The 26,344-nt window shown below is 36.7% G+C and carries 21 protein-coding genes and 1 other annotated feature; of the genes, 13 read left to right on the top strand and 8 right to left on the bottom strand.

Annotated elements, in window-relative coordinates; all coding sequences use genetic code 11:
• Positions 1 to 498 precede the first annotated feature (498 nt).
• The 9 genes from hemA (at position 499) to FEZ13_RS01455 (ending at position 12,133) form a co-directional block, all read left to right on the top strand.
• A complete protein-coding gene (gene hemA / locus FEZ13_RS01410; RefSeq protein WP_146551170.1) occupies positions 499 to 1,863 on the top strand; it encodes a glutamyl-tRNA reductase in 1,365 nt (454 codons plus the stop codon).
• A gap of 98 nt (positions 1,864 to 1,961) precedes the next feature.
• On the top strand, positions 1,962 to 2,792 hold the full coding sequence (gene ccsA, locus FEZ13_RS01415) for a cytochrome c biogenesis protein CcsA (protein ID WP_146551171.1): 831 nt from the start codon (positions 1,962 to 1,964) through the stop codon (positions 2,790 to 2,792).
• 19 nt (positions 2,793 to 2,811) lie between these two features.
• On the top strand, positions 2,812 to 3,744 hold the full coding sequence (gene hemC / locus FEZ13_RS01420) for a hydroxymethylbilane synthase (protein WP_146551172.1): 933 nt from the start codon (positions 2,812 to 2,814) through the stop codon (positions 3,742 to 3,744).
• Positions 3,734 to 4,513 (top strand): uroporphyrinogen-III synthase, encoded by a 780-nt coding sequence (locus FEZ13_RS01425; RefSeq protein ID WP_146551173.1) that lies wholly within the window; start codon positions 3,734 to 3,736, stop codon positions 4,511 to 4,513. The genes hemC and FEZ13_RS01425 overlap by 11 nt, the downstream gene beginning before the upstream one ends.
• On the top strand, positions 4,494 to 5,477 hold the full coding sequence (gene hemB / locus FEZ13_RS01430; protein ID WP_146551174.1) for a porphobilinogen synthase: 984 nt from the start codon (positions 4,494 to 4,496) through the stop codon (positions 5,475 to 5,477). The genes FEZ13_RS01425 and hemB overlap by 20 nt, the downstream gene beginning before the upstream one ends.
• Positions 5,478 to 5,480: 3 nt before the next feature.
• Complete coding sequence (gene hemL / locus FEZ13_RS01435) at positions 5,481 to 6,773, top strand: glutamate-1-semialdehyde 2,1-aminomutase (protein WP_146551175.1); 1,293 nt, start codon at positions 5,481 to 5,483, stop codon at positions 6,771 to 6,773.
• A gap of 468 nt (positions 6,774 to 7,241) precedes the next feature.
• The gene (locus FEZ13_RS01440; protein ID WP_146551176.1) at positions 7,242 to 7,817 is read left to right on the top strand and encodes a hypothetical protein; all 576 of its coding nucleotides are present in this window, start codon (positions 7,242 to 7,244) and stop codon (positions 7,815 to 7,817) included.
• Between the two features lie 375 nt (positions 7,818 to 8,192).
• Positions 8,193 to 8,411, top strand: a binding site (T-box leader).
• 390 nt (positions 8,412 to 8,801) lie between these two features.
• Positions 8,802 to 11,429 carry a valine--tRNA ligase gene (locus FEZ13_RS01450; RefSeq protein WP_186725858.1) on the top strand — a complete coding sequence of 876 codons (2,628 nt, stop codon included), beginning with the start codon at positions 8,802 to 8,804 and terminating at the stop codon, positions 11,427 to 11,429.
• A 137-nt stretch (positions 11,430 to 11,566) separates the two neighbouring features.
• Positions 11,567 to 12,133: a hypothetical protein gene (locus tag FEZ13_RS01455; RefSeq protein ID WP_146551179.1), complete on the top strand. Its 567-nt coding sequence runs from the start codon at positions 11,567 to 11,569 to the stop codon at positions 12,131 to 12,133.
• Positions 12,134 to 12,187: 54 nt separating this feature from the next.
• Here FEZ13_RS01455 and FEZ13_RS01460 read toward each other — a convergent pair whose 3' ends face one another.
• Together FEZ13_RS01460 and FEZ13_RS01465 are read right to left on the bottom strand one after the other, a co-directional pair.
• Complete coding sequence (locus tag FEZ13_RS01460) at positions 12,188 to 12,997, bottom strand: ATP-grasp domain-containing protein (RefSeq protein WP_146551180.1); 810 nt, start codon at positions 12,995 to 12,997, stop codon at positions 12,188 to 12,190.
• Positions 12,998 to 13,001: 4 nt separating this feature from the next.
• Positions 13,002 to 13,868: an ATP-grasp domain-containing protein gene (locus FEZ13_RS01465; RefSeq protein WP_146551181.1), complete on the bottom strand. Its 867-nt coding sequence runs from the start codon at positions 13,866 to 13,868 to the stop codon at positions 13,002 to 13,004.
• A gap of 238 nt (positions 13,869 to 14,106) precedes the next feature.
• Between FEZ13_RS01465 and FEZ13_RS01470 the strand changes: the two genes are divergently transcribed.
• Positions 14,107 to 15,381 (top strand): bifunctional folylpolyglutamate synthase/dihydrofolate synthase, encoded by a 1,275-nt coding sequence (locus FEZ13_RS01470; RefSeq protein ID WP_146551182.1) that lies wholly within the window; start codon positions 14,107 to 14,109, stop codon positions 15,379 to 15,381.
• A 59-nt stretch (positions 15,382 to 15,440) separates the two neighbouring features.
• The gene (locus FEZ13_RS01475) at positions 15,441 to 17,147 is read left to right on the top strand and encodes a sensor domain-containing diguanylate cyclase (protein WP_146551183.1); all 1,707 of its coding nucleotides are present in this window, start codon (positions 15,441 to 15,443) and stop codon (positions 17,145 to 17,147) included.
• Positions 17,148 to 17,287: 140 nt separating this feature from the next.
• On the opposite strand, the gene FEZ13_RS01480 is transcribed toward FEZ13_RS01475, so the two are convergent.
• From FEZ13_RS01480 to FEZ13_RS01505, 6 genes are all read right to left on the bottom strand, one after another.
• The gene (locus tag FEZ13_RS01480; protein WP_146551184.1) at positions 17,288 to 18,787 is read right to left on the bottom strand and encodes a pilus assembly PilX N-terminal domain-containing protein; all 1,500 of its coding nucleotides are present in this window, start codon (positions 18,785 to 18,787) and stop codon (positions 17,288 to 17,290) included.
• Positions 18,787 to 19,251 carry a type II secretion system protein gene (locus tag FEZ13_RS01485; protein ID WP_186725718.1) on the bottom strand — a complete coding sequence of 155 codons (465 nt, stop codon included), beginning with the start codon at positions 19,249 to 19,251 and terminating at the stop codon, positions 18,787 to 18,789. The genes FEZ13_RS01480 and FEZ13_RS01485 overlap by 1 nt, the downstream gene beginning before the upstream one ends.
• Positions 19,251 to 19,739, bottom strand: a complete 489-nt coding sequence (locus FEZ13_RS01490; protein ID WP_146551186.1) for a type IV pilus modification PilV family protein — start codon at positions 19,737 to 19,739, stop codon at positions 19,251 to 19,253. The genes FEZ13_RS01485 and FEZ13_RS01490 overlap by 1 nt, the downstream gene beginning before the upstream one ends.
• 418 nt (positions 19,740 to 20,157) lie before the next feature.
• Positions 20,158 to 21,801, bottom strand: a complete 1,644-nt coding sequence (locus FEZ13_RS01495; protein WP_146551187.1) for a DUF7305 domain-containing protein — start codon at positions 21,799 to 21,801, stop codon at positions 20,158 to 20,160.
• A gap of 116 nt (positions 21,802 to 21,917) precedes the next feature.
• Positions 21,918 to 22,502 carry a type II secretion system protein gene (locus FEZ13_RS01500; RefSeq protein WP_146551188.1) on the bottom strand — a complete coding sequence of 195 codons (585 nt, stop codon included), beginning with the start codon at positions 22,500 to 22,502 and terminating at the stop codon, positions 21,918 to 21,920.
• Positions 22,495 to 22,938: a type IV pilus modification PilV family protein gene (locus FEZ13_RS01505; RefSeq protein WP_146552721.1), complete on the bottom strand. Its 444-nt coding sequence runs from the start codon at positions 22,936 to 22,938 to the stop codon at positions 22,495 to 22,497. Before FEZ13_RS01505 ends, FEZ13_RS01500 begins: the two co-directional genes overlap by 8 nt.
• A 320-nt stretch (positions 22,939 to 23,258) precedes the next feature.
• Between FEZ13_RS01505 and FEZ13_RS01510 the strand changes: the two genes are divergently transcribed.
• The gene (locus tag FEZ13_RS01510; RefSeq protein ID WP_146551189.1) at positions 23,259 to 24,650 is read left to right on the top strand and encodes a G5 domain-containing protein; all 1,392 of its coding nucleotides are present in this window, start codon (positions 23,259 to 23,261) and stop codon (positions 24,648 to 24,650) included.
• Positions 24,651 to 24,669: 19 nt separating this feature from the next.
• A complete protein-coding gene (locus FEZ13_RS01515; protein ID WP_146551190.1) occupies positions 24,670 to 26,334 on the top strand; it encodes a GspE/PulE family protein in 1,665 nt (554 codons plus the stop codon).
• Positions 26,335 to 26,344 lie beyond the last annotated feature (10 nt).

The raw sequence follows: 26,344 nt of genomic DNA on the forward strand, positions 1-26,344 counted from the left end.
CGACAGGTATAGATGTTTTTTGTACCGAAAGCGGAAACAGCAGGTGCAGAAAACGATCCATCTCTCTATAGGGTGAGATGAATGCAGTTTGAATTCCGATTCAGCGAGTGTACACAAATGCTCACAGAAACGATTTGTCAGATCTTTTTTTAAAGTCCTTCACCTATTTGACATTACTTGCAGAAAGCGCTTACTTATAGTGAAAATCAATTGCAAAGTTGAAAAGAAGTTTTAAAATAAAAAGAGGTTTATGAAATGGGCTCAAATGCATAAAATATTGAAAAGGACATTCAATATCAGAAATTTCAATATAAGTGCAACAATATTGTGCTTAGGGGTATGATTTGATAAAATATAGATTATAATAATTCTAAAGAGCAATAATAAAAGAAAAAAGTCGATTTTATGTCATATCCTGTTCATAATTGCAAATGGGATGAAGCGATATTTATGCTATAATAGAAATCGTCAATTAGAACGTGAGAGGTGTATAATTTCATGCATACCATCATAGTAGGCTTGAATTATAAAACAGCGCCCGTCGAAATTCGCGAAAAATTCTCCTTTATGGAAGAACAACTTCCCGAAGCGATGAGAGCATTACAAAGTCGAAAAAGTATATTAGAAAATGTAATCGTTTCAACATGTAACCGTACTGAAATTTATGCAGTTGTCGATCAATTGCATACAGGGCGTTATTATATCAAACAATTTTTAGCGGATTGGTTTAAAGTTCCAGTCAGCACTTTTGAATCGCATTTATATATTCGTGAAGAAGATAGCTCAATTATGCATCTATTCAAAGTTTCTTCAGGAATTGACTCAATGGTGTTAGGTGAAACTCAAATTTTAGGACAGGTCAAAGGTAGCTTTTTAAAGGCTCAAGAAATTGGTACGACTGGTACTGTGTATAATAAATTATTTAAACAAGCTATTACCTTTGCCAAACGTGCCCATGGCGAAACGGCTATTGGTGAAAATGCAGTTTCTGTTTCTTACGCTGCCGTGGAACTTGCAAAGAAAATATTTGGATCATTGTCTAACAAGCATATTGCCATATTAGGCGCTGGAAAAATGGGTGAATTGGCTGCTGAAAATTTATACGGAAGCGGTGTTGGAAAAGTAACCGTTATCAATCGTACATTCTCAAAGGCTGAAACGCTAGCTGAAAAATTCCACGGTACGGCAAAGTCTATGCGCGAGCTACAATGTGTACTATTAGAAGCAGATATTTTAATCAGTTCAACCGGTGCGACAGAGTATGTCATTGATTATGACTTGATGCAATTTGTAGAACGTTTGCGTAAAGGAAAACCAATATTCATGGTGGATATTGCTGTTCCGCGTGATTTAGATCCACGAATCGGCGATCTACCAAATGTTTTCCTATATGATATTGATGATTTACATGGGATTGTTGAAGCAAATCTTGCTGAACGTCAACGTGCGGCTGAACAAATTACATCTATGATCGATAGTGAGATCGATGAATTCAAAGATTGGATGTCTACTTTAGGCGTAGTTCCTGTTATTGCAGCACTTCGTCAAAAAGCTGCTCGTATTCAATCAGAAACAATGCAAAGTATTGAAAATAAAATGCCTGATTTAACAGAACGAGAAAAAAAGGTATTAAATAAGCATACGAAATCGATTATCAACCAATTGTTAAAAGAACCAATTTTACAAGCAAAAGAAATGGCTGGCTCTCAAAAATCGAAAGAGCAACTCGCGTTATTCCAACAAATTTTTGGGATTGAAGAAGCAGTTGAAGAAGAAGCTCAAAGACAACAACTTCATGAAAAAGAACGCATGCAAAAATTAGTATTAGAAGCACAAACAACTGATGCTAAATTGTCATATTAGAGGACTTTTTAGAAGGCGTTTTCGTATCTATGTGGTAAACTGATAGGTGCGAGGACGCTTTTTTCTTTTAAGAAACAATTATTGAAAAGGAGTCGGTTATGGCTGATTTGACAATGGCAAGGCTGCATGAAGCAATGACCGTCTTATATGCAATCAGTCTTGTCTTTTATTTTATAGATTATCTCAATAAAGACGCGAAGGCTCATCGGATTGCTTTCTGGTTAGTGTCAATTGTTTGGGTGATGCAGTCTGTATTTTTAGGACTTTATATTACAGAAACACATCGTTTTCCAATATTATCTTTATTTGAAGGCATTTATTTTTATGCATGGCTATTAGTAACAATTTCGATATTGTTACATTGCTTATATCGTGTCGATCTGCCGGTATTTTTTCTGAATGTGATTGGTTTTATCTTTATTTCCATTCATACATTCGCGCCAAATCAGATTGCACAGTCGCCGGTAGGAGATTCACTTATTTCTGAGTTGCTTATTATTCATATAACGTTCGCAATATTGTCATATGTAGCATTTTCTTTGTCATTTGTTTTCTCCACATTGTATTTAATCCTTTATAATGTACTTAAGAAAAAGAAATGGACAAAACAATGGACAAGATTACCTTCTTTGGACCAAGCTCAAAAAGGAATGTCGAGTGCATTATTAACAGGTATTCCATTTTTACTTATTAGTTTAATACTAGGATTGCAATGGGGCTTTGCATCATTTGATCATTTTTCCATTTTTGATGCTAAAATTATAGGTTCTTTTATATCCTTATTAATTTATTGTTTGATTTTATTCGGATATCGAAAGGGAAAACTACATACTACCATGTATGCTTGGACACAGGTCTATGCATTTTTGATCATTATTATCAACTTCTTTTTAGGGAGTCGTTTATCAAGTTTTCACTTTTGGAATTGAGAGAAAGGTTGGATTGTAAGTGCGTAAAATTATTGTAGGTTCAAGAAGGAGCAAACTTGCTTTGACGCAAACGAATTGGTTTATCGAACAGTTAAAGCAAGCAGGTGCACCATTTGAATTTGAAGTGAAGGAGATTGTTACAAAAGGTGATAAAATCCTGGATGTTCAATTATCCAAAGTTGGTGGGAAAGGCCTATTCGTAAAAGAAATCGAACAAGAGTTATATGATAAAGAAATCGACTTTGCTGTTCATAGCATGAAGGATATGCCAGCAGTACTTCCAGAAGGACTTGTTATTGGCTGTATCCCCAAACGTGAAGATCCACGTGATGCATTTATTTCTAAGGGGCATGTAAAATTTGCGGATCTTCCTAAGGGTGCGGTTGTCGGTACAAGTAGTTTACGTCGTAGTGCTCAATTGTTACTTGCTCGTCCCGATTTAGAAATCAAATGGATTCGCGGTAATGTAGATACGCGTTTGGCAAAATTAGAAACGGATGAATACGATGCGATTATTTTAGCGGCGGCAGGTTTAAAACGTTTAGGCTGGAATGATGAAGTCGTTACAGAATATTTATCAACTGATATTTGTATGCCAGCTGTTGGTCAAGGTGCGCTCGGAATCGAATGTCGTGGAGACGATGAAGAATTGCTAGCAGAACTTGCGAAACTAACAGATCAAGCAACTTGGAAAGAAGCACAAGCTGAACGTGCATTCTTAGCAGCGATGGATGGCGGTTGCCAAGTGCCAATCGCTGGGTTTGCTCGTTATACGGAAGGAACAGTTTGCTTCAATGGTTTAGTAGCAGCACCCGACGCTTCTGTTTTCTATAAAGAAGCATTCACTTCAGAGGATGCATCCTTAGCAGGAAAAGAAGTCGCAGCTAAGCTTACAGAACAAGGCGCTTATGAATTGATACAAAAAGTGAAGGCTGAGCAAGATGCCAAGTAATTTGCCATTACAAGGACGACAAATTGTGCTAACTGGTACGAAAATGACGGATTCAGTGTTTTCCAAAATAACAGCTTTAGGCGGTACAGTACATTACTTACCGCTTATTACTGTTCATGAAATCGAGACACCTGAAGATAGTATAATGTTGCACCGTGCCTTCAGTAGCGAATGGCTGATTTTCACCAGTCAAAATGCGGTACAAGCATTTTCAAACAAACTAAAACGATTGAACAAGGCAAAAGAAAATTGTAGGGCAAAAATTGCCGTAGTTGGAGAGAAAACAGCACAAGCACTTCAAAAACTAGGATTTACAATCGATTTTATGCCTTCTACATATAGTGCAGATATTTTCGTGAAAGAATTCCCCAATCATGTGGGACCATTAAAAAGTTGTCTATTCTTGAAAGGTAGTTTAGCAAAAGCTACTATAAAAGAGGGGTTACCTTTTCCGGTAGAGGAATGGACGGTTTACGAGACCATTCAAACGACTGAACATGTTTCTGCGATGAAAAAATTGGTCGAACAATCAGCACCTGTTACTGTGATCTTTGCAAGTCCATCTGCAGTAGATGTTTTTGCAAAGCATATAGCGCCTACAACAGGGTGGAAAGGTTTTCAAATCGCAGCAATCGGTCATGTAACGGAAAGGGCAATACAACATGTGGGTGCTCAGGTAGATGTAAAACCAGAAAAATATACAATGATGGCCATTATTGAAGAACTGGCTAAAGAAGGGAACTTGAATCATGACAGACTTGAATTTTAAAAGACACCGACGTTTACGCCAATCTGCAACGATGCGTGCAATGGTGAAAGAAACACACTTACACAAAGAAGATTTCATCTATCCTATTTTTGTAATTGATGGAGAAAATATTAAAAATCCTGTACCTTCAATGCCAGGAGTTTATCAATTTTCGCTAGACCGTTTAGGTGAGGAAATGGATGAAGTTGTATCTTTAGGTATTCCATCTGTGATCCTTTTTGGACTTCCTGCTGAAAAAGATGAAGTGGGAACACAAGCTTTCCATAATCATGGAATCGTTCAAGAAGCAACTCGTTTGATCAAAAAAGATTATCCTGATATTGTTGTTGTCGCAGATACTTGCCTATGTGAATTTACTTCCCATGGTCATTGCGGAGTCGTATCAGAAGATCATAAAATTTTAAATGATCCTTCATTAGATATCCTTGCAAAAACAGCTGTGTCACAAGCACAAGCCGGTGCAGATATTATTGCGCCGTCTAATATGATGGATGGCTTTGTGGCTGCGATCCGTAAAGGATTAGATGAAGCTGGCTTTGAAGATGTTCCGATTATGTCTTACGCTGTGAAATATGCATCTGCATACTACGGTCCATTCCGTGATGCGGCAGATGGAGCGCCTAAATTTGGTGATCGTAAAACATATCAAATGGATCCGTCAAATCGTTATGAAGCTATGCGTGAAGCTACAAGCGATGTAGAAGAAGGAGCAGATTTCTTAATCGTCAAACCGGCATTAGCATACCTAGATATTGTTCGTGATGTTCGTAACAACTATGATTTACCGATCGTTGCCTATAATGTAAGTGGTGAATATGCAATGGTGAAAGCGGCGGCACAGAATGGCTGGATCGATGAAAAGCAAGTTGTTCTCGAAACATTAACAGGTATGAAACGTGCAGGAGCAGATTTAATCATTACTTATCATGCAAAAGATGCAATTCGATGGATGGAGGAAAAATAAGCAATGACTCGTTCACATGAAAAATCAAAAGCAGCATTTGCTGAAGCAATCAATTTAATGCCAGGTGGGGTCAACAGTCCTGTTCGTGCATTTAATGCTGTAAACATGGATCCTATCGTAATGGAAAAAGGCCATGGGGCTATCATTACAGATGTAGATGGCAATGACTATATAGATTATGTATTATCATGGGGACCACTTATTATTGGTCATACTCATCCGGATGTTGTAGCGGCTATCAAACGAGTCGCAGAAACAGGTACAAGCTTTGGGGCATCCACTGTTGTCGAAAACGAATTAGCAAAAGAAGTGATCGAACGTGTACCATCAGTGGAAATGGTACGTATGGTTTCATCAGGTACTGAAGCCACAATGAGTGCGATTCGTGTAGCACGTGGCTATACAGGACGTGATAAAATCCTTAAATTCGAAGGCTCTTATCACGGTCATGGTGATTCTTTGCTGATCAAAGCAGGTTCAGGTGTTGCAACACTTGGTTTACCTGACAGTCCTGGGGTTCCGATGGGGATTGCTCAAAATACTTTAACAGTTCCTTACAATGATTTAGCAGCTGTACAACAAGTGTTTGACAAATATGGTGAAGATATTGCAGCTATTATTGTAGAACCAGTTGCAGGTAATATGGGCTGTGTTCCTCCACTACCAGGTTTCTTAGAGGGTTTACGAGATATTACGACAAAAGCTGGTTCACTATTGATCTTTGATGAAGTGATGACAGGTTTCCGTGTAGGTTTTAACTGCGCACAAGGCTATCTTGGGATTACGCCAGATCTTACATGCTTGGGAAAGGTAATCGGTGGTGGTCTTCCAGTGGGCGCTTTCGGTGGTCGTCGTGAAATTATGGAACATGTGGCACCAGCTGGTCCGATTTATCAAGCCGGTACACTTTCTGGTAACCCATTAGCAATGGCTGCTGGTCTTGAAACATTGAATCATGTAACACCAGCATCATATGAATACTTTAAAAAATTGGGGGACCAATTAGAAGCTGGTTTCCGTGAAGCAGCTGAAACATATAATATTCCTCATACTGTAAACCGAGTAGGTTCTATGATTGGCTACTTCTTAACAAACGAAAAAGTGATCAACTTTGAAACAGCTAAAACGGCTGATTTGCAATTATTCGCAGATTACTATGCATTAATGGCTGAAGAAGGAATCTTCCTTCCACCATCTCAATTCGAATGCGTATTCTTCTCAACAGCACATACAGAAGAACATATTGCTAAAACAGTAGAAGCGTTCCAAAAGGTATTCAAGAAATTGGCTAGATAGATCATAACGGATATTTGGAAAAAGGTTTGAGTTTACTTAAGCACAACAAAGGACAGAAGCAAAAATTTATTCCTTTTTTAGGGAAATGAGTTTAGTTTGGGTTTGTCTTTTGATAAATGAAAACAATGAAAACACAGAATGCCCTAAACGAGCGTTCTGTGTTTTTCAGTTTAACAGCTTATACGCAGCGGGGAAGGATCAAGAAGATTACGCTGTGCAAAGTTTTCTTTATAATAAGAAATCGAATGATCATATTAGGTGTGTTAATGATCTCATTTTATCCATAAGATATAGAATTTTTTAGGATTACATCAAATATTCATCCTCATTTTTCCTCATCGACACGCTGTAATGATATTTTAAAATAACTTCAATAATAAAATAGCACTCGGACAAATTCCCTCTTTAGTAGAAGTTCTTTTTAAAATTTTTTCTGCATATATATGAAGATAGAGGAGGGATGTCGGAGTGTCAAACATTACCTGGGAAATAAATGAGTCATTTATTTTTCCTGAAGCGTATGGCCGCCCAGTAAAAACAGAAGAGATTAAAGTGGTTCCACGTTGGGAACAACAAATAGATGATTTATCGCTCCAAGTTTCCGGAATTTATCATGTATCAGCTTATTTAGAATTTGATAAAGAAAAGGAAAGAGCGAAACAATTATCAAATGATTGTACATTAATAGACGATGTGGAATGGCGAGACGACAAAGGATATTTCGAATATGCGATTGCTTTTGATGTGAGTCTACCAAAGGAAGTAGTGCAATCATCTATTCAATTAGATGCGCGAGATGTTAAGGTGGAATTACAAGACGATGGAATTTGCCACGTTAACTATCAAGTAGATTGTCACTATGATGAAGTGAAAAAGGAGCAACCAGAGATCTTAGTACAATCTACTGAAAGTACAACTTCAGCTGATCTTTTAGAAACTCCTATAGAATCAAATTCGGAAGAATCTATCTTAAGTGAATTTTTATGGAATTTAGAAGAACATTATACGACGGTTGAGATTCCATTAAATGATATCCGTAAATAATAAATACCAAAGTAATATAAAGATTAAGAGGAGGACAACATCTAAAGTTGTTGGGACAATAATGACCCGTATGAATTGAAAACAGGATAAAGGTAAGATGATATTTTTACAGTAAAACCTCGTCTTACGTAACCAAGGGGGAAGTAAATAAGGATTGTAACGTCCTCTTTTCATTATTGAATCTCCTTTCTTTTTGAAATGAAAAATCCATTCCTAGTAGTATATGTTGCTAGGAATGGGTTTTTGTCGTTAAAGTTATAAATATTATTTCATCTGTAGGAAATCAAATAACTTGTAGATCGAATAATGGTGATGAAATGATGTATTGAAAAACTTGAAAAATAATGTCGTATTCGGTAAAATAAATATAGCTATATATATGCGAAGAAGGGGAGGAGTAGAACGCTCCTACTTGTTAGAGAGGAAACGGTTGGTGCGAGTTTCTCAAGTAGACGTTTGAAGGTAGCCCTGGAGCAGTTTCTGTGAACAAACGAAGTAGCAGAAACCGGTGTGATAAAGCCGTTATCCGATGAAGTGTCAGCTCATATTGGCTGAAATTAAGGTGGTACCGCGAATAGAACCTTCGCCCTTTGTTTAGGGTGAAGGTTTTTTATTTATCTTCCCCCGATTACTTTGTCCTGTATTAACGGGCAGTAAGATTTCCTGTTTCAAGACTTTAATCACAAGCAGGAAGAATGGAGGTCCACCACCTATAAAGGTCCAATTCGGGCAGTAAGACCCCATCTCAAGGTTTAGAGAGAAACGAGAAGATGATGGGGGATGAACTGCCGCATGCGCCCGATTGGTTCGGGCAAACAGGATGTTGGTCACTCAGGTGTTGCCACAGGACGTGGCGCTTTTAACCTGAGTTCCTCTATTTCAGTGGGGGATGAAGAAAATCCCCGCTGATGGAAGGAAGCTTCACTTTATCGAATAACAAGATAATTAAAGGAGGTCATACGATTGACTGAACAAAATACATCAATGCCTACAAAATACGATCCACAGTCGATTGAACAAGGTCGCTATGATTGGTGGCTGAAAGGCGAATTTTTTAAAGCACAACCTGAAAGTGGAAAACAACCATATTCTATTGTTATTCCACCACCAAATGTAACTGGTAAATTACATTTAGGTCACGCCTGGGATACGACACTACAAGATATCTTGATTCGTATGAAACGCATGCAAGGTTATGATGCTCTTTGGTTACCAGGGATGGATCATGCAGGTATTGCAACACAAGCAAAGGTAGAAGCAAAGCTCCGTGAAGAAGGCGTTTCTCGTTATGACATAGGACGCGAAAAATTCCTCGAAAAAACATGGCAATGGAAAGAAGAATACGCGGGTACAATTCGTCGGCAATGGGCGAAATTAGGTTTAGCTCTTGACTATTCTCGTGAACGCTTCACCCTTGATGAAGGTCTTTCTGATGCAGTAAAAGAAGTATTCGTCAGATTATATGAAAAAGGTCTAATTTATCGTGGTAAACGTATTATCAACTGGGATCCACAAGCCAAAACAGCCCTATCTGACATCGAAGTTATTTATAAAGATATCGAAGGGGCATTCTATCATATGGAATATCCTTTAGCTGATGGTTCTGGCAAACTCGAAATCGCTACAACACGTCCAGAAACCATGCTTGGTGATACAGGTATCGCTGTCAATCCAAAAGATGAACGCTATGCACATTTAGTTGGTAAAACCGCTATTCTTCCAATCGTAGGTCGGGAGCTTCCGATTGTAGCAGATGATTATGTCGATATGGAATTCGGTACAGGTGTTGTTAAAATGACTCCTGCGCATGATCCTAATGACTTTGAAGTAGGGAATCGCCACAATTTAGAACGGATTATCGTGATGAACGAAGACGGTACGATGAACGAAAACGCTGGCAAATATCAAGGCATGGATCGTTTTGAATGTCGTAAACAAATCGTCAAAGACCTACAAGAAATGGGTGTATTGATCCGCATCGAACCATATATGCACTCTGTTGGTCACTCTGAACGCACGGGTGTTGTTGTAGAACCTTATCTATCCGCACAATGGTTTGTTAAAATGGAGCCTCTTGCAAAAGCGGCATTAGCGCTTCAACAAAAAGAAACAGAAAAAGTAAACTTTGTACCAAACCGTTTTGAAAACACGTATTCTCGCTGGATGGAAAATGTTCATGATTGGTGTATTTCTCGTCAATTATGGTGGGGTCACCAAATTCCAGCTTGGTATCATAAAGAAACAGGTGAAATTTACGTAGGAAAAGAAGCACCAGCTGATGAAGAAAACTGGACGCGTGATGAAGACGTACTAGATACTTGGTTTTCATCTGCATTGTGGCCTTTTTCTACAATGGGATGGCCTGATACAGAAGCAACCGATTTTAAACGCTACTATCCAACAGATACCTTAGTAACAGCGTATGATATTATTTTCTTCTGGGTATCCCGTATGATTTTCCAAGGTCTTGAGTTTACAGGGGAACGCCCTTTCAAAGATGTACTCATTCATGGCTTGGTACGTGATGGTGAAGGACGTAAAATGTCTAAATCCCTTGGCAATGGTGTCGATCCAATGGATGTTATCGAAAAATACGGTGCAGATTCATTGCGTTACTTCTTGGCAACTGGTTCATCTCCAGGGCAAGATTTACGTTACACCACTGAAAAAGTAGAAGCTGTTTGGAACTTTGCTAACAAAATCTGGAATGCATCACGTTTTGCATTGATGAATATGGATGGCTTAAAATACGATGAGATCGATCTTTCAGGTGAAAAATCAGTTGCGGATAAATGGATTTTGACACGTTTAAATGAAACAATTGAAGAAGTAACTCGACTTGCCGATAAGTATGAATTCGGTGAAGTTGGCCGTCATCTACACAACTTTATCTGGGACGATTTCTGTGACTGGTACATTGAAATGGCCAAACTACCGCTTTACGGTGAAGATGAAGCAGCCAAGAAAACGACTCGTTCTGTACTTGCTTATGTTTTAGACAATACAATGCGTCTATTACATCCATTAATGCCATTTGTGACAGAAGAAATTTGGCAAAACTTACCTCATGATGGTGTATCGATCACTCAAGCTTCATGGCCTGTAGTAAAACAAGAATATATTTTCGATCAACAATCACAAGACATGAAATTATTGATGGATATCATCCGTGCAGTACGGAATATTCGTGCAGAAGTAAATACACCAATGAGTAAAAAAGTGCCAATGTATATTTCTGCAAAAGATCAAGCAACACTTGCCGTTCTAGAGGCTAATAAAGCGTATATCGAAAAATTCTGTAATCCTGAAACACTTACATTAGGTGAAAATTCACAGCCTACGGTGAAAACGATGTCAGCTGTCGTATCAGGTGCTGAATTATTCTTACCACTTGAAGGTTTAATCGATGTAAAAGCGGAAATTGAACGTTTGACGCACGAACTTGAAAAATGGGATAAGGAAGTAAAACGTGTTCAAGGAAAACTAAGTAATGAACGTTTTGTTTCCAAAGCCCCAGAAGCAGTCGTTGCTACAGAACGCGCAAAAGAAGCAGATTATCTTGAAAAATTTGCAACTGTTGAAAAACGCATTACCGAATTGAAAAACATGTAATTTGAAAGTGGGACTACGCTTATTATAGAGATTTTCAATAGGTGTCAGCGAAAGCAATCGAGCAGAATTAAACGTCTTTAGAAATGGGGATTTTCCCTGTTAATGCAAGATCAATAAAATCGTCGAAGTCTTTATGAATGGACTTCGACGATTTTTTTATGGGGAAGATAAGACTTCATTTGCTGATAAAATATAGGCTTTATCTTAAAAAGTTTGAATTGATTTACGGAAAAGGAGGCTCAATTTATAGAAGAGGAAGGAGGAGTTCTATCCACGGAAGGAGGGGTTCCATCCACGGAAGGAGAGGTTCCATCCACGGAAGGAGAGGTTCTATCCACGGAAGAAAGAGTCCCATCCACGGAAGGAGAGGTTCTATCCACGGAAGAAAGAGTCCCATCCACGGAAGGAGGGGTTCCAATCCACGGAAGGAGGGGTTCCAATCCACGGAAGGAGGAGTTCCATCCATGGAAGAAAGGCTCTATCCACGGAAGGAGGGGTTCTATCCACGGAAGGAAGAGTTCTATCCACGGAAGGAGAGGTTCTATCCACGGAAGGAGAGGTTCTATCCACGGAAGGAGAGGTTCTATCCACGGAAGGAGGGGTCCCATCCACGGAAGGAGGGGTTCCATCCACGGAAGAAAGGCTCCAATCCACGGAAGGAGAAATTCCATCCATGGAAAATAAAAATACAAGGCCTCACCTAAAACTCTTCTAAATGAATTCTTTATCTTTAACCAACCAAATCAGTATGATGATAACTATAAATTTTCTGCAAAATATTCCATGATCAATGTAGGTAATTCTTCGTTATATAATTGATAAAAAGATCTGGCGCCGACGGGATCCTCGATTTCATTTAAAAGCCAGTCGCCGTTTGGTAATAATAAAAAGTCGATGCCGATGTAATCGCTTTTCAATGCTTTTTGTAGCTGAAGAACATGTTGTTGTTGAAGAGCATTTAATGGATATTTTTCGATTGTTCCTCCTAAAGTATAGTTGGAGCGGAAATCGTGACTGCCTATGCGTTTGACAGCGCCGATGATGGTTGAACCAAGCACCCATACACGAACATCCGTAGCCTTTGTTTCGATGTAGGGTTGGATAATCGTTTGGCGATTGCTCCATATATGCTGATGTTTTTTTAATTCATTTTCATCTGAGCATAATGCTACCTCTTTGCCGCCATGTCCATCAATGGTTTTGATGATAACTGGAAAGTTGTTGATTGGGTCTTCCGACAAAATAGGGACAGAAGGAATGCCATGTAATTTTCCAAATTGAAGAGTCCTTTTTTTATTATTCGCAATGCCATTGACAAATGAATTATTGAAAACTTTAATGCCTGCTCGCTCCAACTTTTTGGCTATTTGAGAATTGCGCGTACGATTCCAGACAAATGATAATGGATCGATTGTATAGTTTTCAAACTGCAACTGTCCATCTACTTCATCATCAGTGATGAATGAAAGTGCTATGTCATACTTTTTAGCCGTTTCAATCATTTCCTCGATAAAATACTTATTTTTCTCTACATCCTGTTGTTCATATATGAGATAAGCATGTTTCATCGTGTCACCCGATTTTCTTTAAAATATATTCGACGAATGCTACACCTACATTAATACCTGTCACATTATACAGATTTCGGATATGTGCAGCGGCATTGACTTCACACACAATCGGCGCCTCATCGGGACCAAATAGCAAATCCACACCAGCAAATTCAGCTCCTACAGCTTTGGCTGCTTGAATAGCCACTTCTTTTTGGGTATCAGTCAACATGATTTTTTCGGCATGACCGCCATTTGTAATATTGGCACGAAAATCCGTTTCAGAATGGCGATACATAGAGGCAATGATTTCGTCCCCAATAATATTCACACGAATATCACGACCACGACTTGAAGCGACAAACTGCTGGAAGACAAAATCTACACCTCGTAGGGCATCTACTTTCTCATAGAATTCCTCTTCCGTATGGATCAAATATACATTCATCCCAAATGAGCCATGTCCTTCTTTTATAATCATTGGTAGCCCCAATGTATGTAAGACATTTTCGAAATAGCCACTGTCACGAATCGTAAACTTGGGATAGACCTTGGGTGCGATAATTGTAGTAGGCATTGGCACATGAGCCTTTGCCAATTGTATGTATTGCTTTGCTTTGTTGTCGCAGGTTTCAATCACTTCAGGATCATTGAATACAGGAATTCCACAATTTTTTAAATAAGTAGCAAGTAAAATATCTTTATCCAAAAAGATAACGAAATCAGGTTTGTTTTGAAGCTTTTCATCTAGCTTCATCATGATTTCATAGTTCTTTAAAATAGTTGGTTGAACATTTAGTTGTTCACAAGCTTCAGCCATTAATCTGGCTTGGTCGAGAAATTTATCATTGATAAGACTACCATTGTAAATAATCCAACATGTTTTCATTATAAAATCCCCTTCATACAAGTGAGTGCTATAATAATAAAGTAAAATTTCATACAGTAGATATTTTTTCCATTTCTACTGTGTATGACTAGTTGAACCGATCAGGCTTATACAGGCAGCTGTTTCCACACTTATTTCTTTCTTTTTATTGGGACCTTAAAGTGGGGTCTTCCTGTTAATGTGGGATAAATAAAAGTTTAGCACGAAAATGATTGAATATATAGGATGGAGTGTTAAAATGATTCCTAAATTAGATGAATATAAAAAACGCTGGCATATTTTAAGTGATTCAGCGATCAAACCAGGACTAGATGCAATGACAGAAGCATTGGCATTAGTAAAAAATCCGCAAAACGATCTTCCTGTTATTCATTTAGCAGGAACAAATGGCAAAGGTTCTACCGTTACCTTTATTGAACATATTGCTCAACAGCATGGATTAAAAACAGCAACATTCATGTCTCCTTGTATTGAGGATGTTCATGATCAAATCCAGCTTAATGAAAAACCAATAACGCCGAAAGAAATGAATGCCGTTTTTCAAATCATGCATGATGCAGGGCTAGATGGGAAATTGACTGATTTTGAACTTCTCACAGTGGCAGCTTTTCTCGCCTTCAGTCGATTCCAACCTGATATTGCGATCATCGAATGTGGAATGGGCGGCCGTTTTGATTGTACAAATGTGATGATCCCTGTTGTTTCAGTTGTACCAAGCATTGCGTTAGAACATACCAATTTCTTGGGCGATACATTGAGGAAAATCGCTTATCACAAATCAGGCATTATTAAAAAAGACAGACCTATTGTGACAGGTGCTCTTCCAACTGAAGCAATGGAAGTTTTTAAAGAAGAAGCGACAAAACAACATGCGCCCCTCTATGTGTTTAATAAAGATTTTTCAGTAGAAACAACTAAAGATGGTGAAACATACATCAATCCGAATTACGAATTTACGAACTTAAAACGCATCATGCCAGGCGCTCACCAAAGAAGTAATATGGCACTTGCTATTACTGCCTTTACATTATTTGCAGGGGAGAAAAATATTAAAATCGACTCGACAAAGCTGCAAAAAGGTATACATGAGGCTCATTTAGCCGGGAGATTCGAGAAAATAGTCCCAAATCTATATATTGATGGTGCCCATAATCCTGCCAGCGCAAAAGCGCTAATTAAGTCGATTAAGGAAGAATTTCCAGGAAAAAAGATTCATTTTATAGTAGGAATGCTAAAGGATAAAAATATAGAAGGTGTTTTAAGGTTATTAGAAGAAATAGGTACTAGTTTTACTTTTGTGGATGTGGACAATGAAAGAGCAATGCCTGCTGAAATGATCTATGACATAAGTCACAGTAAAAATAAGCGCGTATCAGATGAAGATATCATTCGTATAATTGATGAAAAGCTAGATGAAACAAGCATTGTTATCATGACAGGATCACTTTATTTATTAACACAGTGGAGGAAAGCACTATTAACAAGGTTTAAAAGTACTAAATTTTTATATTGAAATATGAGTATATTTTGGTATAATTTACATTATAAATTTAAAAAAGCAGGGTGAAAAGTATGGAAAAGACAATTGGTTTTCAAGTGTTGATCTTCATCTCATGGATTGCATTAGTACCTATAAGTATTTATGCGATTTATGTCCAATTTCCCCCTGCTTTCAATATAGATTGGCCTTTACTGATAGGATTGACCATTTTAGGACTTGTGACAGCTTCCTGTCCAGCCAATATTAATGGAGTACCTTATTTTTTGATTCAGTGGGTAGGTCTTGCTGTATTTTTAAGATTTGGCTTATTTATAGAAATCATTGTGTCTCAGATCGCCATCATACCATTGATTTATCGCTTAAAATTAACCCGGCAAGATATTTATCGGATTCCCTGGAATTCAATGATGTTTTTAATGGTGTCATTTATCAGTGGTTTTGTCTTTTTGAAATTAGGAGGGACTATTCATTCCATTGACCCTATACATATGGTTGGTTATGGATTGCTTTATATTTTGGTGAATAATGGGGTAAATCACACACTTATAAAACTAAGTGGTTTTTTATTAGGCAACAGAACACCATTCTTTACGATGGAAGATGCTTGGGATTATTTGATAGGTTGCTATGTACTGCCAATGGGGATTAGCTTGTACTTTTTATGTGAGTATGTCGGGATTATCGCCATCATATTATTAGGCATTCCTTTTTATATTTCAACAAAACTTTTACAGCTTTATGGAATCTCCAATAAATTGAATAAGGAACTTTCTGAAGCTGCTCATTTCGGTCACCAATTGGCTGATCGGCTAAGTTCAGAAGAAACACTCGACTTATTTATGGAACAAGTGCCGAAAATGGTATCAATTGATGGGTTTTATATGATCGATCGTCGAAAACAAACGGGAATCCTTTCTATTTTGAAAGCTTATGAAAATGGACAAACGATCATGAAAAACGTCACACATAAAGAACTTAGCAAGGGGATATTAGAGGAAACATTATATACAGAAGAAAAAATTAAATTTAAGAGGCGAATGGAATGGGAATCAAAATCTAGCGACTATTTGCTCCCTGATACTCAAAGCATTTTAGTATTGCCTCTCTCAAGAAATCACGAAATGGAAGGGATTCTCATATTAACATCTAAAAAGAAAAACTTCTTTAAGGATTATCAGGTGAAAATCCTCGAACTCGTTTGTTCGTATTTTACGGTTTCTTTAGAAAAAGCAAGATATGTAGAAAAGGCGAAGCATAAGAGTGAGCGCTGTGGCTTAACGGGATTATATAATTATAGGTATTTTGATGAGCATTTGACCATCACGATGGAGCAATTGAAAAGAAGAATGATTTCTAATTTATCGTTAGTCATGTTAGATATCGATTATTTTAAAAAGATCAATGATAATTATGGTCATCAAAGTGGCAATGATATCCTATGCGGAATTGCAGACATTTTACGAAGAGAAATCGGTGAGCATGGCACAATCGCTAGGTATGGAGGAGAAGAGTTCGTCATTCTTTTGCCAGGCTATTCAAAAGCAGCAGCACTTCATATTGCAGAACATCTACGCAAGACCATTGAACAACAACCATTTGAAATCACACCTGATTTGATGGAAAATGTCACACACTTAGTTGTCCATGTAACAGCAAGTATAGGTGTATCTGCTGCACTTGAAGACACCGATGATGCTCCAGCGCTACTACGAAATGCTGATCAGGCCATGTATATCGGCGCGAAGAAAAAGGGAAGAAATAGGGTTGCCGGGTATTGATGCTATAAGCAATAATAGAATTTACTTATTATGGGTTAAATAAATTTTACAAAAAATGAAGAATACTGTTATTCAATATTCTTCATTTTTTTATGAAAATATTTGTTTAATTGTTGCTAACAAATACAAAAATTAACATTCTACTTTTCAATCATATCTCCCACAGTTGTTAACTTATTAGCATCTCCATAAATTTTAATAGTCGTTGTACCGCCAACAGAGTTTGTTGGATCATAAAAAACGGATGAGCCACCACTAGCTTCAAAAGAGTTGGAAATAATGGTGCCTTTAATTTTTCCACCACCAGATAATGAAAAATTCGCATGGGGTGCAAGAAAAATTTGAGAATAGACATTTGTACCGCCACTAACGCTTACATTTTGCCCACCAGTATAAATATCCCCTTGGAATCCAGCTCCAGCAGTAATGTGAACATCAGCTTGTTGTGCATAAAGAGATCCATATATTTTTTGTGCACCATCCATATCCACTGCGTTTTTTCCTTTATAGTAAATTTTTAATTTGGAAATATCACCTGGTGAGCTATTATCATATATATCTTTATCTATATATTGGCTATTAATAGTACTACCACTACCAGTTGTTATTTGATTTTCTACGTAAAAAGTTAGCTTACCAGAACCTATTATTTTAATATGCCCATTCGTAACATCTAAATGGTTGACGAGAATTTTTTTATCTGTATTTCCTACATTGATGACCAGTGTGTAATTACTATTTAAAATGATGTTATCAAATTTCATATCTGTAGTCATATCAAGTTGATAGCCATTTGTAAGATAATGAGTAATCAATAAATCATGATTTTTTATAACAAATGCAGATTCATATTGGTTTTTTTGAACTACTTTGTTTGCTGGATAAGGTAATTGCTCTAATATCGAAAAGTCATTATCGGGAAATGGAGGTAATGAAATTTCAATAGGAGTTGTGATATTAATTTTGGGCTTTTCTGTATAGTAATCAGGTATTGAAATGTTTTTTATATCACTTGATTCAGTAGCAACTTCTCCATCAAAAATATTTGCACTACCTGATAGTTTAAGAGTATTGGAAACATGTACTGCATATTTATTGCTTTTCGTTTCTTGCTTTTCAGTGATATTTGCATTTAAAGTAACTGTGTAGTTTTGTGAAAGTGTTCGTTTATTCTTTCCGATTTTTCCAACTGATAAAATATCGTATTGTATAGGAAAACTATTATTAATACGGCTTACTGTAACAGTTGCAGTGGGCTGTTCGTTAAAATTTTTATCAAAATTGTCAAATATATAAGTAGAAAGTCGAATGTTATTTTCAACAATTGTATAAAACTGTTGTTCAAAATTATAATTTATCTTTTGCTCAGTTGTAAGATTATCATATTCATTTTTGGTTTGATCATATGCATTGTTGACGATTGTATCTAATTTTGATTTGGTTTGAACAATTCCGGCTTCTGCAATATAGTAGGCAGATTGATCCGAACGCTCATGATCTGCCTGTTTTAATGTAGTTGCAGAAGTTCCCATTAGACCTAATCCAAGTATAGAAATTACTACTAAAGTGAGAACTGCAATGATAAGTGTATAACCGTGTTTATTATTTAAATATGATTTTAAATATAGCAATTTTTTCATCAATCCTCACTCCTCGATACAATAGTGGTTGATAATTCTTTATTACTATCTAATTTTTTTATGGAAATATGCCAAGTATTGTTATTTTGATTTACAGTAAAAGTATCAATTTGTTTTGCTAGAATTTCATCATTTGTTGTAAAGGTATTTGGAGCGCCATTAAATTTATAAATAGTGTGATTGGATTTATCTAATTGGTAATTTACATTGTCAATTTTTATGCCATTAGTAATTGGCTGTATGTTATTTGCAGTTGTCTTTCGAATTTCCTTTGTAATGATTTTAAAAACATAAGATATATCACTCAATTGATGATTTTCAGTTAACTGAACATCATAATGATCGACACTTTTTGTAAGTAAACTTAGGATAAGCAGTGACAAAAAACCAATAACCACAAGCACTGCCACTGTTTCAACAAGTGTCATTCCTCTTTGATGTTTCAAAATTTCTTTGCCTTTCATTACGATCCCGCCTTCCATTCAATGACGTTTTGCATAATCGCTTTATAGTTTTGAGGATTACCACAGACAGCATCGGGATTTTCTAACGTTTTTTTATCATAAACAGTAATCGTCATATCGGAAAGTTTAGAGGGGAATTGGACATTTTGAGCTAGTTGTAATGCAATCGTATAGCTAGGATATTGAGCGTCTTCTTTAAAATAAGTATTTGCACAAGATGCATTTTGATAGTGTAGACTTGTAATGCCATCTTCTTTATGGTTAAAAGTATATTTTTTACTGACGCTATAGAAATTCTCCATCTCCGTTTGCGCAACGTATGTTGCATCAATGATTGTCTCTGAAGATTTTGTCGTTTGTTTTGTTTGAATAAAAAGTGTGAAAAATGACACTAATAGAATGACTAATATGACAAAGGATGCAATGACTTCTACGAGTGTGCTTCCTTTTTTGTTACAAATGTTATGGGTTATATTCAAATTGTTCATCCCTGCCTTCTATCATTAGTGAAAAAGTAATATATATTTGTTTAAAATGATAACATATTTTAAGATAGTTTTTACGAGAATAAAGGTGAAAAAGAAATAAATTTTATTAAAATGAATGCTAGATTGGTATCATCATGAAAAATATAAAAATAGGGCACAAAGAATAGTGATTTAACAGTATTCTTTGTGCCCTTTTTAATATGTTTTTTTCTGCTTTAACGGGGCAGTAAGACCTTTATTTCAAAATTTAGAGAGAAACGAAAAGATAGATGAAGGAATCGAATGACCGTAAAAATCCGATTGGTTTAGACCGACAAGAGGTTGGGTTCCTCAGGTGTTGCTAAGGGATATGGCGCTTTTAACCTGAGTTCCTCCATTTCAGTGGGGGATGAAGAACCCCCGCTGTTGGAGTTTCACTTTATTGACTGGAACGTTCTATATATTCTGGAGGATTTAGTTCCGTAATATATTCTTCTTGTTGATCTCGCATAAAGGTGGTGTATTGTTGGATAAGATCTTCATCGTATGTTACTTTTAGACGTGAATCTTTTTTCTTTTGTTCATCAATTGAATCTGTATTAATTCCAAACCAATCTGGTGTAGTATTCCCTCTAAGAGCAGTCAGGATTAATCTTTTGGCTGAGATGCCGCCAGTTAATCTGATATTAGAACCTACACCATACATAATCATATTAGACTTGGAATAGAAAAAGCCTTTTATTGTACTTGGATCGTGATAGTCACTATACTCGGAAATATTAGAAATCTGAATATTTCCATTGGCAAAAATGATCAATGTGCTATCGGGATCCAACCCTTGTAGTGTACTCTCTTTTATTTCAACATCCCCTTTTACATAAATTAATGCATCACTTTTTAAATTGGTATCATTTATCGTTAAATCACCGTTAACGTAATATGTGCCTGTTAAGTTTATATTTTGGTGATTACTATCTATTTTCATGTCACCTTCATATTTATACTCTTGGCATTTGTTATTCTTTTCTTGCCTACATTTTTTCCCCACGAGAACGGTATCACTGCGGCTAAAATTTTCCGTTGGTTTTTTAGAAATAGTTAAATCTTCAAAGTAATAATCAGCGATTCCCACATTTTTTTCCTGTATTTTTGCTAATACATCAATTTGATCCGCTGGCAAAGATTTTGTCACAATGTCTAGATTAGGTGTATTAAATAAATAATTATTTTTTAGCTTATTCGTTGTGCTAACGTTTGCGGGGGATAACTTAGTATATGGAGGCTTATCCAAATAATATATTCCCTTTTTATCTGTAGGATTGGAAATATGGTCATCATAGTTACTTGCCTCATCTACAGTGTAAATATTTTTTCCGCTTTCTCTCATAATGATTTTAGGAGTTATACTTTTTGTATCTTTCACTAATCTTGGACCGACACTGTTTTCCCAAACTGCAATGATTCCAAACATCCAATGTGCATTCCTTGTAATAATCAAATTCCCATCTGTCTTAACATCACCTTGTATCTCAACTCCGCCATGTAGATAGAGGTCACCACCATCATTCGTTGAGAGTGCATAGCGAAGCTGGTCTGGGATGGCATCTGTTCCGATAATGACTTTGCTAGTGGTGATACGTGTTTTTCCATTGACGATACCAGTGCTTTTAAACGTTACAAGGCGTTTATAGAGATCTTTTTCATCGTTAGAAACCATTTCTACCCGATCAATGCATACTTTCGTTTCTTTGGTTTGATCCTGTTTTCCCCCTGGGATTGTGATTCCTCCTCCATCTGAGCAGTTAGGTATTATATTATTCTCTAATAATTGGTAGAAATCTGTTTTTCCCATCGGATTGTTTTTGATTTCATTTTGTAAGTATAGTTGTATATCGTTCACTGCATATTTAATCCCTTTATCAGATAAATCCTGTGCCTGAACAGTGTCTTGCCGTAGTTCATTTTTCTTGATACCACTGGATGTCAACGTTAATAAGCTTAGCCCTAATACCGTGAAAATAACGATAACAGCTACTGTGAGTATAAGCGTGTAGCCTTTTTCGTTTTGTAATTGTTTTGTCAATGATATCCCTCCTCCGTCTATTAGTAAGAGCTTTTCTATTTGAATCTCTAGTTGTTCTTAGGGGTTGCTAGATTTCCTATAGGAGCTGACCGTCTAATGGCTCCTTCCTTCAATCATTAGTTAGATGTAGAGAAAAGAGGTTGAATCGTATTTTTGAAAGCTATCTTTTTTTTCGTCACGTTTTGACTGCGTTTCGTTGTTTTTTCAAGAACAAGGTAGATTTCATAGGAAGGGTCCGTCTCAGGATCCCCATTTATCTTCGATTCTGGTAATATACGAATATTCGTATTTTCTATATGATAATGGTCGTTTTTTAAAAGGATATTCGTTGTAGTCCCATTTGTTTGAAAGCCAATTTTCTGCAATGTATTTTGACAAGCACTATCATCGATATTCCAGTTTCCTTCCTCATCCTTTTGGCATTTTGTTAGATCCGTTGTTACTTCTAGAAAGCTGCCACTTTCATTTGTTGTATTGCGTACGATCGTGTTTTGATTGGTTGAGTATATTATTTTGATGAATTGACTCATAATAAGATCCGCCTCATCACGTAACTCTGTATCTGTTTGAATATCATTCGCTTCTTCACTACCTTTTATAAAAACATTCACAACGATGACAGAAATAATAGAAAGGAGTACGAGACTCGCTAACACTTCTACCAGCGTGATACCCATATTATTTTTAAGGATTTTATTCAATAGAAACATACCCTTCCGTTGAACTTTTGGTTTTCCCATCTGGTGCAGTAACAGTGACGACCACTTTTATGATTTTTAAATCTACTTCAGAATTGCGCCCATATTTTTCTGTTCCTTGAGAAGCAGCATAAGAAACGGTATATGCTTTTTCATTAAATGTAATTGTATCGGGTGGGGCAGCAGGATTAGTAGCAATTTGAAAATAATCTTGAACATCCGAAGCTGCCTTGATTTCTTTCATTGGTTTTGCTTTTAACCCTTCTAATATCCCATCTGCCAAATTGATGACAACCAATTTCTCATTATTGATGTTTGCGGTTTTATTTGTTTGCACAAATAATTGAGTAAAAGATAGCAAAATAATCACAAGTAAGACAATGGATGCAAGAGTCTCTACAAGTGTAAAGCCATTTTGAGTGGCAGTAGTCTTATTCATCACATAAGAAACCTCCAATCCTCCTTATTAATGAAAGAAGAATTAAAAAAATAGTTATAGCTTTTTGGATGTTAAAAAAGTTTTTTGTTCTAAAAATCTAAAAAATAAGATAGTTAACTCTATCTATCCTTTTTGTATTATTATATATCCTTTAATATACAATCGCTGTGATATTTAGCATATTAAAGTTTGAAAAAATTACATATTTTTCGGGAATTATGTGAAAAAAGGCATATCTTTTCTTCATTTTTTCATTTATAATGTTGATTGTAGCCAAATATACATATACGAAAAAGAGAAAATGATGGGAGATCTATAACATGAAGATATTCTCTAAAGCTATGATCATTATGCTTTTGATATCCGTAGCGCTAGTTTCAGGAGAATATATGAGTATCCGGACACTAGCAGCTTCTGAGGGGTCTACTATTGGATCTATTTCTGTGAAAGACTTATCTGAAAGTGATTTAAAGAAAAAGTTAAATACTGCAATTGCGGAATGGAAAAATAACAATATTGAAATCATGGTTGGAAATCATAAAGTACGCTTGAGCGGAGATGATTTTCTATTTGATGTAGATGCTTCTATTCAACAATATGAGGTAGCTATAGACAAACCGTGGTATGCTTTTTGGAAAAAGACACCAATTGTTCATGAACCACTTCAAGTAAAAGCCAATCATTCACTGATTGAGAAAATTGAAAGTGAAGTAAAGCTAAAGGGAGGGAACATAGATCAACAAGTTTTAGAAGCAGCATCTTATTTAAAAAAATCTCCTATTGAAATACAAATAGATGATTTTTCGATAGAAGATGCTGAGCGCATATCATTTGAATCGATTCCAATCCCTGACAACCTGCAAACAGAGGTCGAAACCATTGCGAAAGAATTAGATGGCATCATGATCGAACCTGAGAAAACATTCTCTTTTAATAAAGTAGCCACACAGGTCGGCAGTAATGATGATGCGATGTCGCTTGTAGCATCCGCATTATATAGTACTGTTTTACAAAGCAGCTTTGAAGTTATTGAAAGACATCAAGCAGAGGATATTCCAACCGATGTGAAACCGGGATATGAAGCAAGCGTTAGTCCTTTTTTAGAACAGGATCTGCAATTTGTTTCACATAGTCATGTTCTTGCTAAAATCATGGCGAAAGTAGAAGATGGAAAGTTAAAAGTTTCCTTATATTCTTTACCGGGAAATCCACAGGTGACGATTTCCGAAAAAGATCGGCAGACTGTTGCACCACGTACGATATATCGCTATACGAAAAGCTTAGATGAAGGTGAGAGCAAAACGATTCAACAGTCAAAGCCGGGTTTACAGTTGCTTATATTCCGCACCATTACGGATGAAAATGGTGATACCAAGACGCAATTGATCGGTCAAAACTATTATGCTCCTAAAAATGAAATTATTGAAAAGTCTTCTATAGAAGCACCAGCTGATACGAATGCAACGGCCAATGCTGAGGATGGAAACACGGACAATACCAATGGCACTGATGAAAATGTAGGTCAATCGAATCATGGTCAAACAGAGGATAACAGTAGCCATTCAAACAATAGTAAAAGCCAAACAAATAAAGATCAATCCAATACATCAACTCATAAAAAAGCAACAGAAAGCAAAAATGGTGGGACTGTACCAAAAGGTAGCTACTATAATGATTCTGGCGATATTGTAACACCAAAAGACACTAAATAAGCATGTAGAGGTGATAATGATGGGGCTTTCTGCAAGAAAAAGATTGGGAGATCTGCTCGTTGAAGCAGGGGCGATCACTCAGCAACAGCTTGATTTCGCATTGGCAAATAAACCAAAAGCCGAAAAACTAGGTGACTTTTTAATCAGCGAAAATTTATTGACAGAGCAACAACTTATTGAAGTACTAGAATTTCAATTAGGGGTCCCGCATATTAGCATTAGTCAATTTATGATTGATCCCGAGTTAGTGCAATTATTGCCCAAAGATTTAGCAAAACGATCACTTATCATGCCGCTTACACGTGAAAAGAACAAGTTATTAATCGCAATGGCGGACCCAATGGATTATTTTGCAATTGAAGAAGTTCGTATGGCGACTGGCTGTCAGATCGAAACATGTATCGCTACAAAGGATGATTTAAAACGTGCCATCAGCAAATATTACGATTTGCAAGAAACAATGGACGCAGCACTCAATGATTTGATGCCGGCAGAAAATAGCGACGAAGCAGAAATATTAGATGATGACTCACCTATTGTCAAATTAGTCAATCAAATTATTTCCAATGCCGTTGTGCAAAGAGCCAGTGATATCCACTTCGATCCACAAGAAACAGAATTCCGTATTCGTTATCGGATTGATGGTGTTTTAAGAACAGAGCGTTCACTCCCAAAGAATATGCAAAATATGGTTATTGCTCGTATTAAAATCATGGGTAATCTGAATATCACGGAAAGTCGTTTGCCGCAAGATGGACGGATCAAGGCAAACATCAATCTGCATCCTGTAGATATTCGATTATCTACTTTGCCAACTGTTTATGGAGAAAAAGTGGTGATGCGTGTCCTAGACTTAAATAATTCGCATGGTGATTTAGGAAAATTGGGATTTTCAGAAAATAATTTAGTTCATTTTAAAGAAATGATCAGTAAGCCGAATGGCATCGTACTGATCACTGGGCCAACAGGTTCTGGTAAATCTTCTACATTGTCGACTGCCTTGACTTATTTGAATAGCGAAGAAGTCAATATTATTACAGTAGAAGACCCGGTCGAATATCAATTAGATGGTGTCAACCAAATTCAAGTTCGTGAAGAAATCGGTTTAACATTTGCCACTGGTTTACGTTCTATTTTGCGTCAGGACCCAGATATTATCATGATTGGTGAAATTCGTGATCTAGAAACAGCACAGATTGCCACAAGAGCCTCACTAACAGGGCATTTAGTATTAAGCACACTACATACCAATAGTGCTGCGGAATCGATTTCTCGGCTTTTTGATATGGGCATCGAGCCATTCCTATTATCATCATCGATCGTAGGGGTAGTGGCCCAACGACTTGTGCGTCGTGTTTGTCGAGATTGTGGGGAATACCATGATTTATCGAGTGAAGAACTAGAGATATTTGCCAAACATCATATTCCTATTTCAAAAGTAAAAAGAGGAAAAGGCTGTACCTCTTGCAATAACACAGGGTATCGCGGTCGATTAGCAATTCATGAAATCTTAGTCGTAGATGAAGAAGTAAAAGAATTGATTTTGAAAAAGGCTAGTTTGGCGGATATAAAGAGGCATATGTCGAGGAATGGCTATCGGACATTGCTGGAGGATGGATTGTTAAAAGTAGCAGATGGTGTAACGACAACGGAAGAAATATTACGTGTGGCAACAGAAGAGTAGGGTGTGAAAA

This window comes from Rummeliibacillus sp. SL167 (assembly GCF_007896505.1).
Classification (GTDB): domain Bacteria; phylum Bacillota; class Bacilli; order Bacillales_A; family Planococcaceae; genus Rummeliibacillus; species Rummeliibacillus suwonensis.

Bases quoted from the DNA above. Each gene is read 5' to 3' on its own strand.
- hemA (WP_146551170.1), top strand. From the start codon at position 499: ATGCATACCATCATAGTAGGCTTGAATTATAAAACAGCGCCCGTCGAA.
- ccsA (WP_146551171.1), top strand. From the start codon at position 1,962: ATGGCTGATTTGACAATGGCAAGGCTGCATGAAGCAATGACCGTCTTA.
- FEZ13_RS01425 (WP_146551173.1), top strand. From the start codon at position 3,734: ATGCCAAGTAATTTGCCATTACAAGGACGACAAATTGTGCTAACTGGT.
- hemB (WP_146551174.1), top strand. From the start codon at position 4,494: ATGACAGACTTGAATTTTAAAAGACACCGACGTTTACGCCAATCTGCA.
- hemL (WP_146551175.1), top strand. From the start codon at position 5,481: ATGACTCGTTCACATGAAAAATCAAAAGCAGCATTTGCTGAAGCAATC.
- FEZ13_RS01450 (WP_186725858.1), top strand. From the start codon at position 8,802: ATGCCTACAAAATACGATCCACAGTCGATTGAACAAGGTCGCTATGAT.
- FEZ13_RS01455 (WP_146551179.1), top strand. From the start codon at position 11,567: ATGGACTTCGACGATTTTTTTATGGGGAAGATAAGACTTCATTTGCTG.
- FEZ13_RS01460 (WP_146551180.1), bottom strand. From the start codon at position 12,997: ATGAAACATGCTTATCTCATATATGAACAACAGGATGTAGAGAAAAAT.
- FEZ13_RS01465 (WP_146551181.1), bottom strand. From the start codon at position 13,868: ATGAAAACATGTTGGATTATTTACAATGGTAGTCTTATCAATGATAAA.
- FEZ13_RS01470 (WP_146551182.1), top strand. From the start codon at position 14,107: ATGATTCCTAAATTAGATGAATATAAAAAACGCTGGCATATTTTAAGT.
- FEZ13_RS01475 (WP_146551183.1), top strand. From the start codon at position 15,441: ATGGAAAAGACAATTGGTTTTCAAGTGTTGATCTTCATCTCATGGATT.
- FEZ13_RS01480 (WP_146551184.1), bottom strand. From the start codon at position 18,787: ATGAAAAAATTGCTATATTTAAAATCATATTTAAATAATAAACACGGT.
- FEZ13_RS01485 (WP_186725718.1), bottom strand. From the start codon at position 19,251: ATGAAAGGCAAAGAAATTTTGAAACATCAAAGAGGAATGACACTTGTT.
- FEZ13_RS01490 (WP_146551186.1), bottom strand. From the start codon at position 19,739: ATGAACAATTTGAATATAACCCATAACATTTGTAACAAAAAAGGAAGC.
- FEZ13_RS01505 (WP_146552721.1), bottom strand. From the start codon at position 22,938: ATGAATAAGACTACTGCCACTCAAAATGGCTTTACACTTGTAGAGACT.
- FEZ13_RS01510 (WP_146551189.1), top strand. From the start codon at position 23,259: ATGAAGATATTCTCTAAAGCTATGATCATTATGCTTTTGATATCCGTA.
- FEZ13_RS01515 (WP_146551190.1), top strand. From the start codon at position 24,670: ATGGGGCTTTCTGCAAGAAAAAGATTGGGAGATCTGCTCGTTGAAGCA.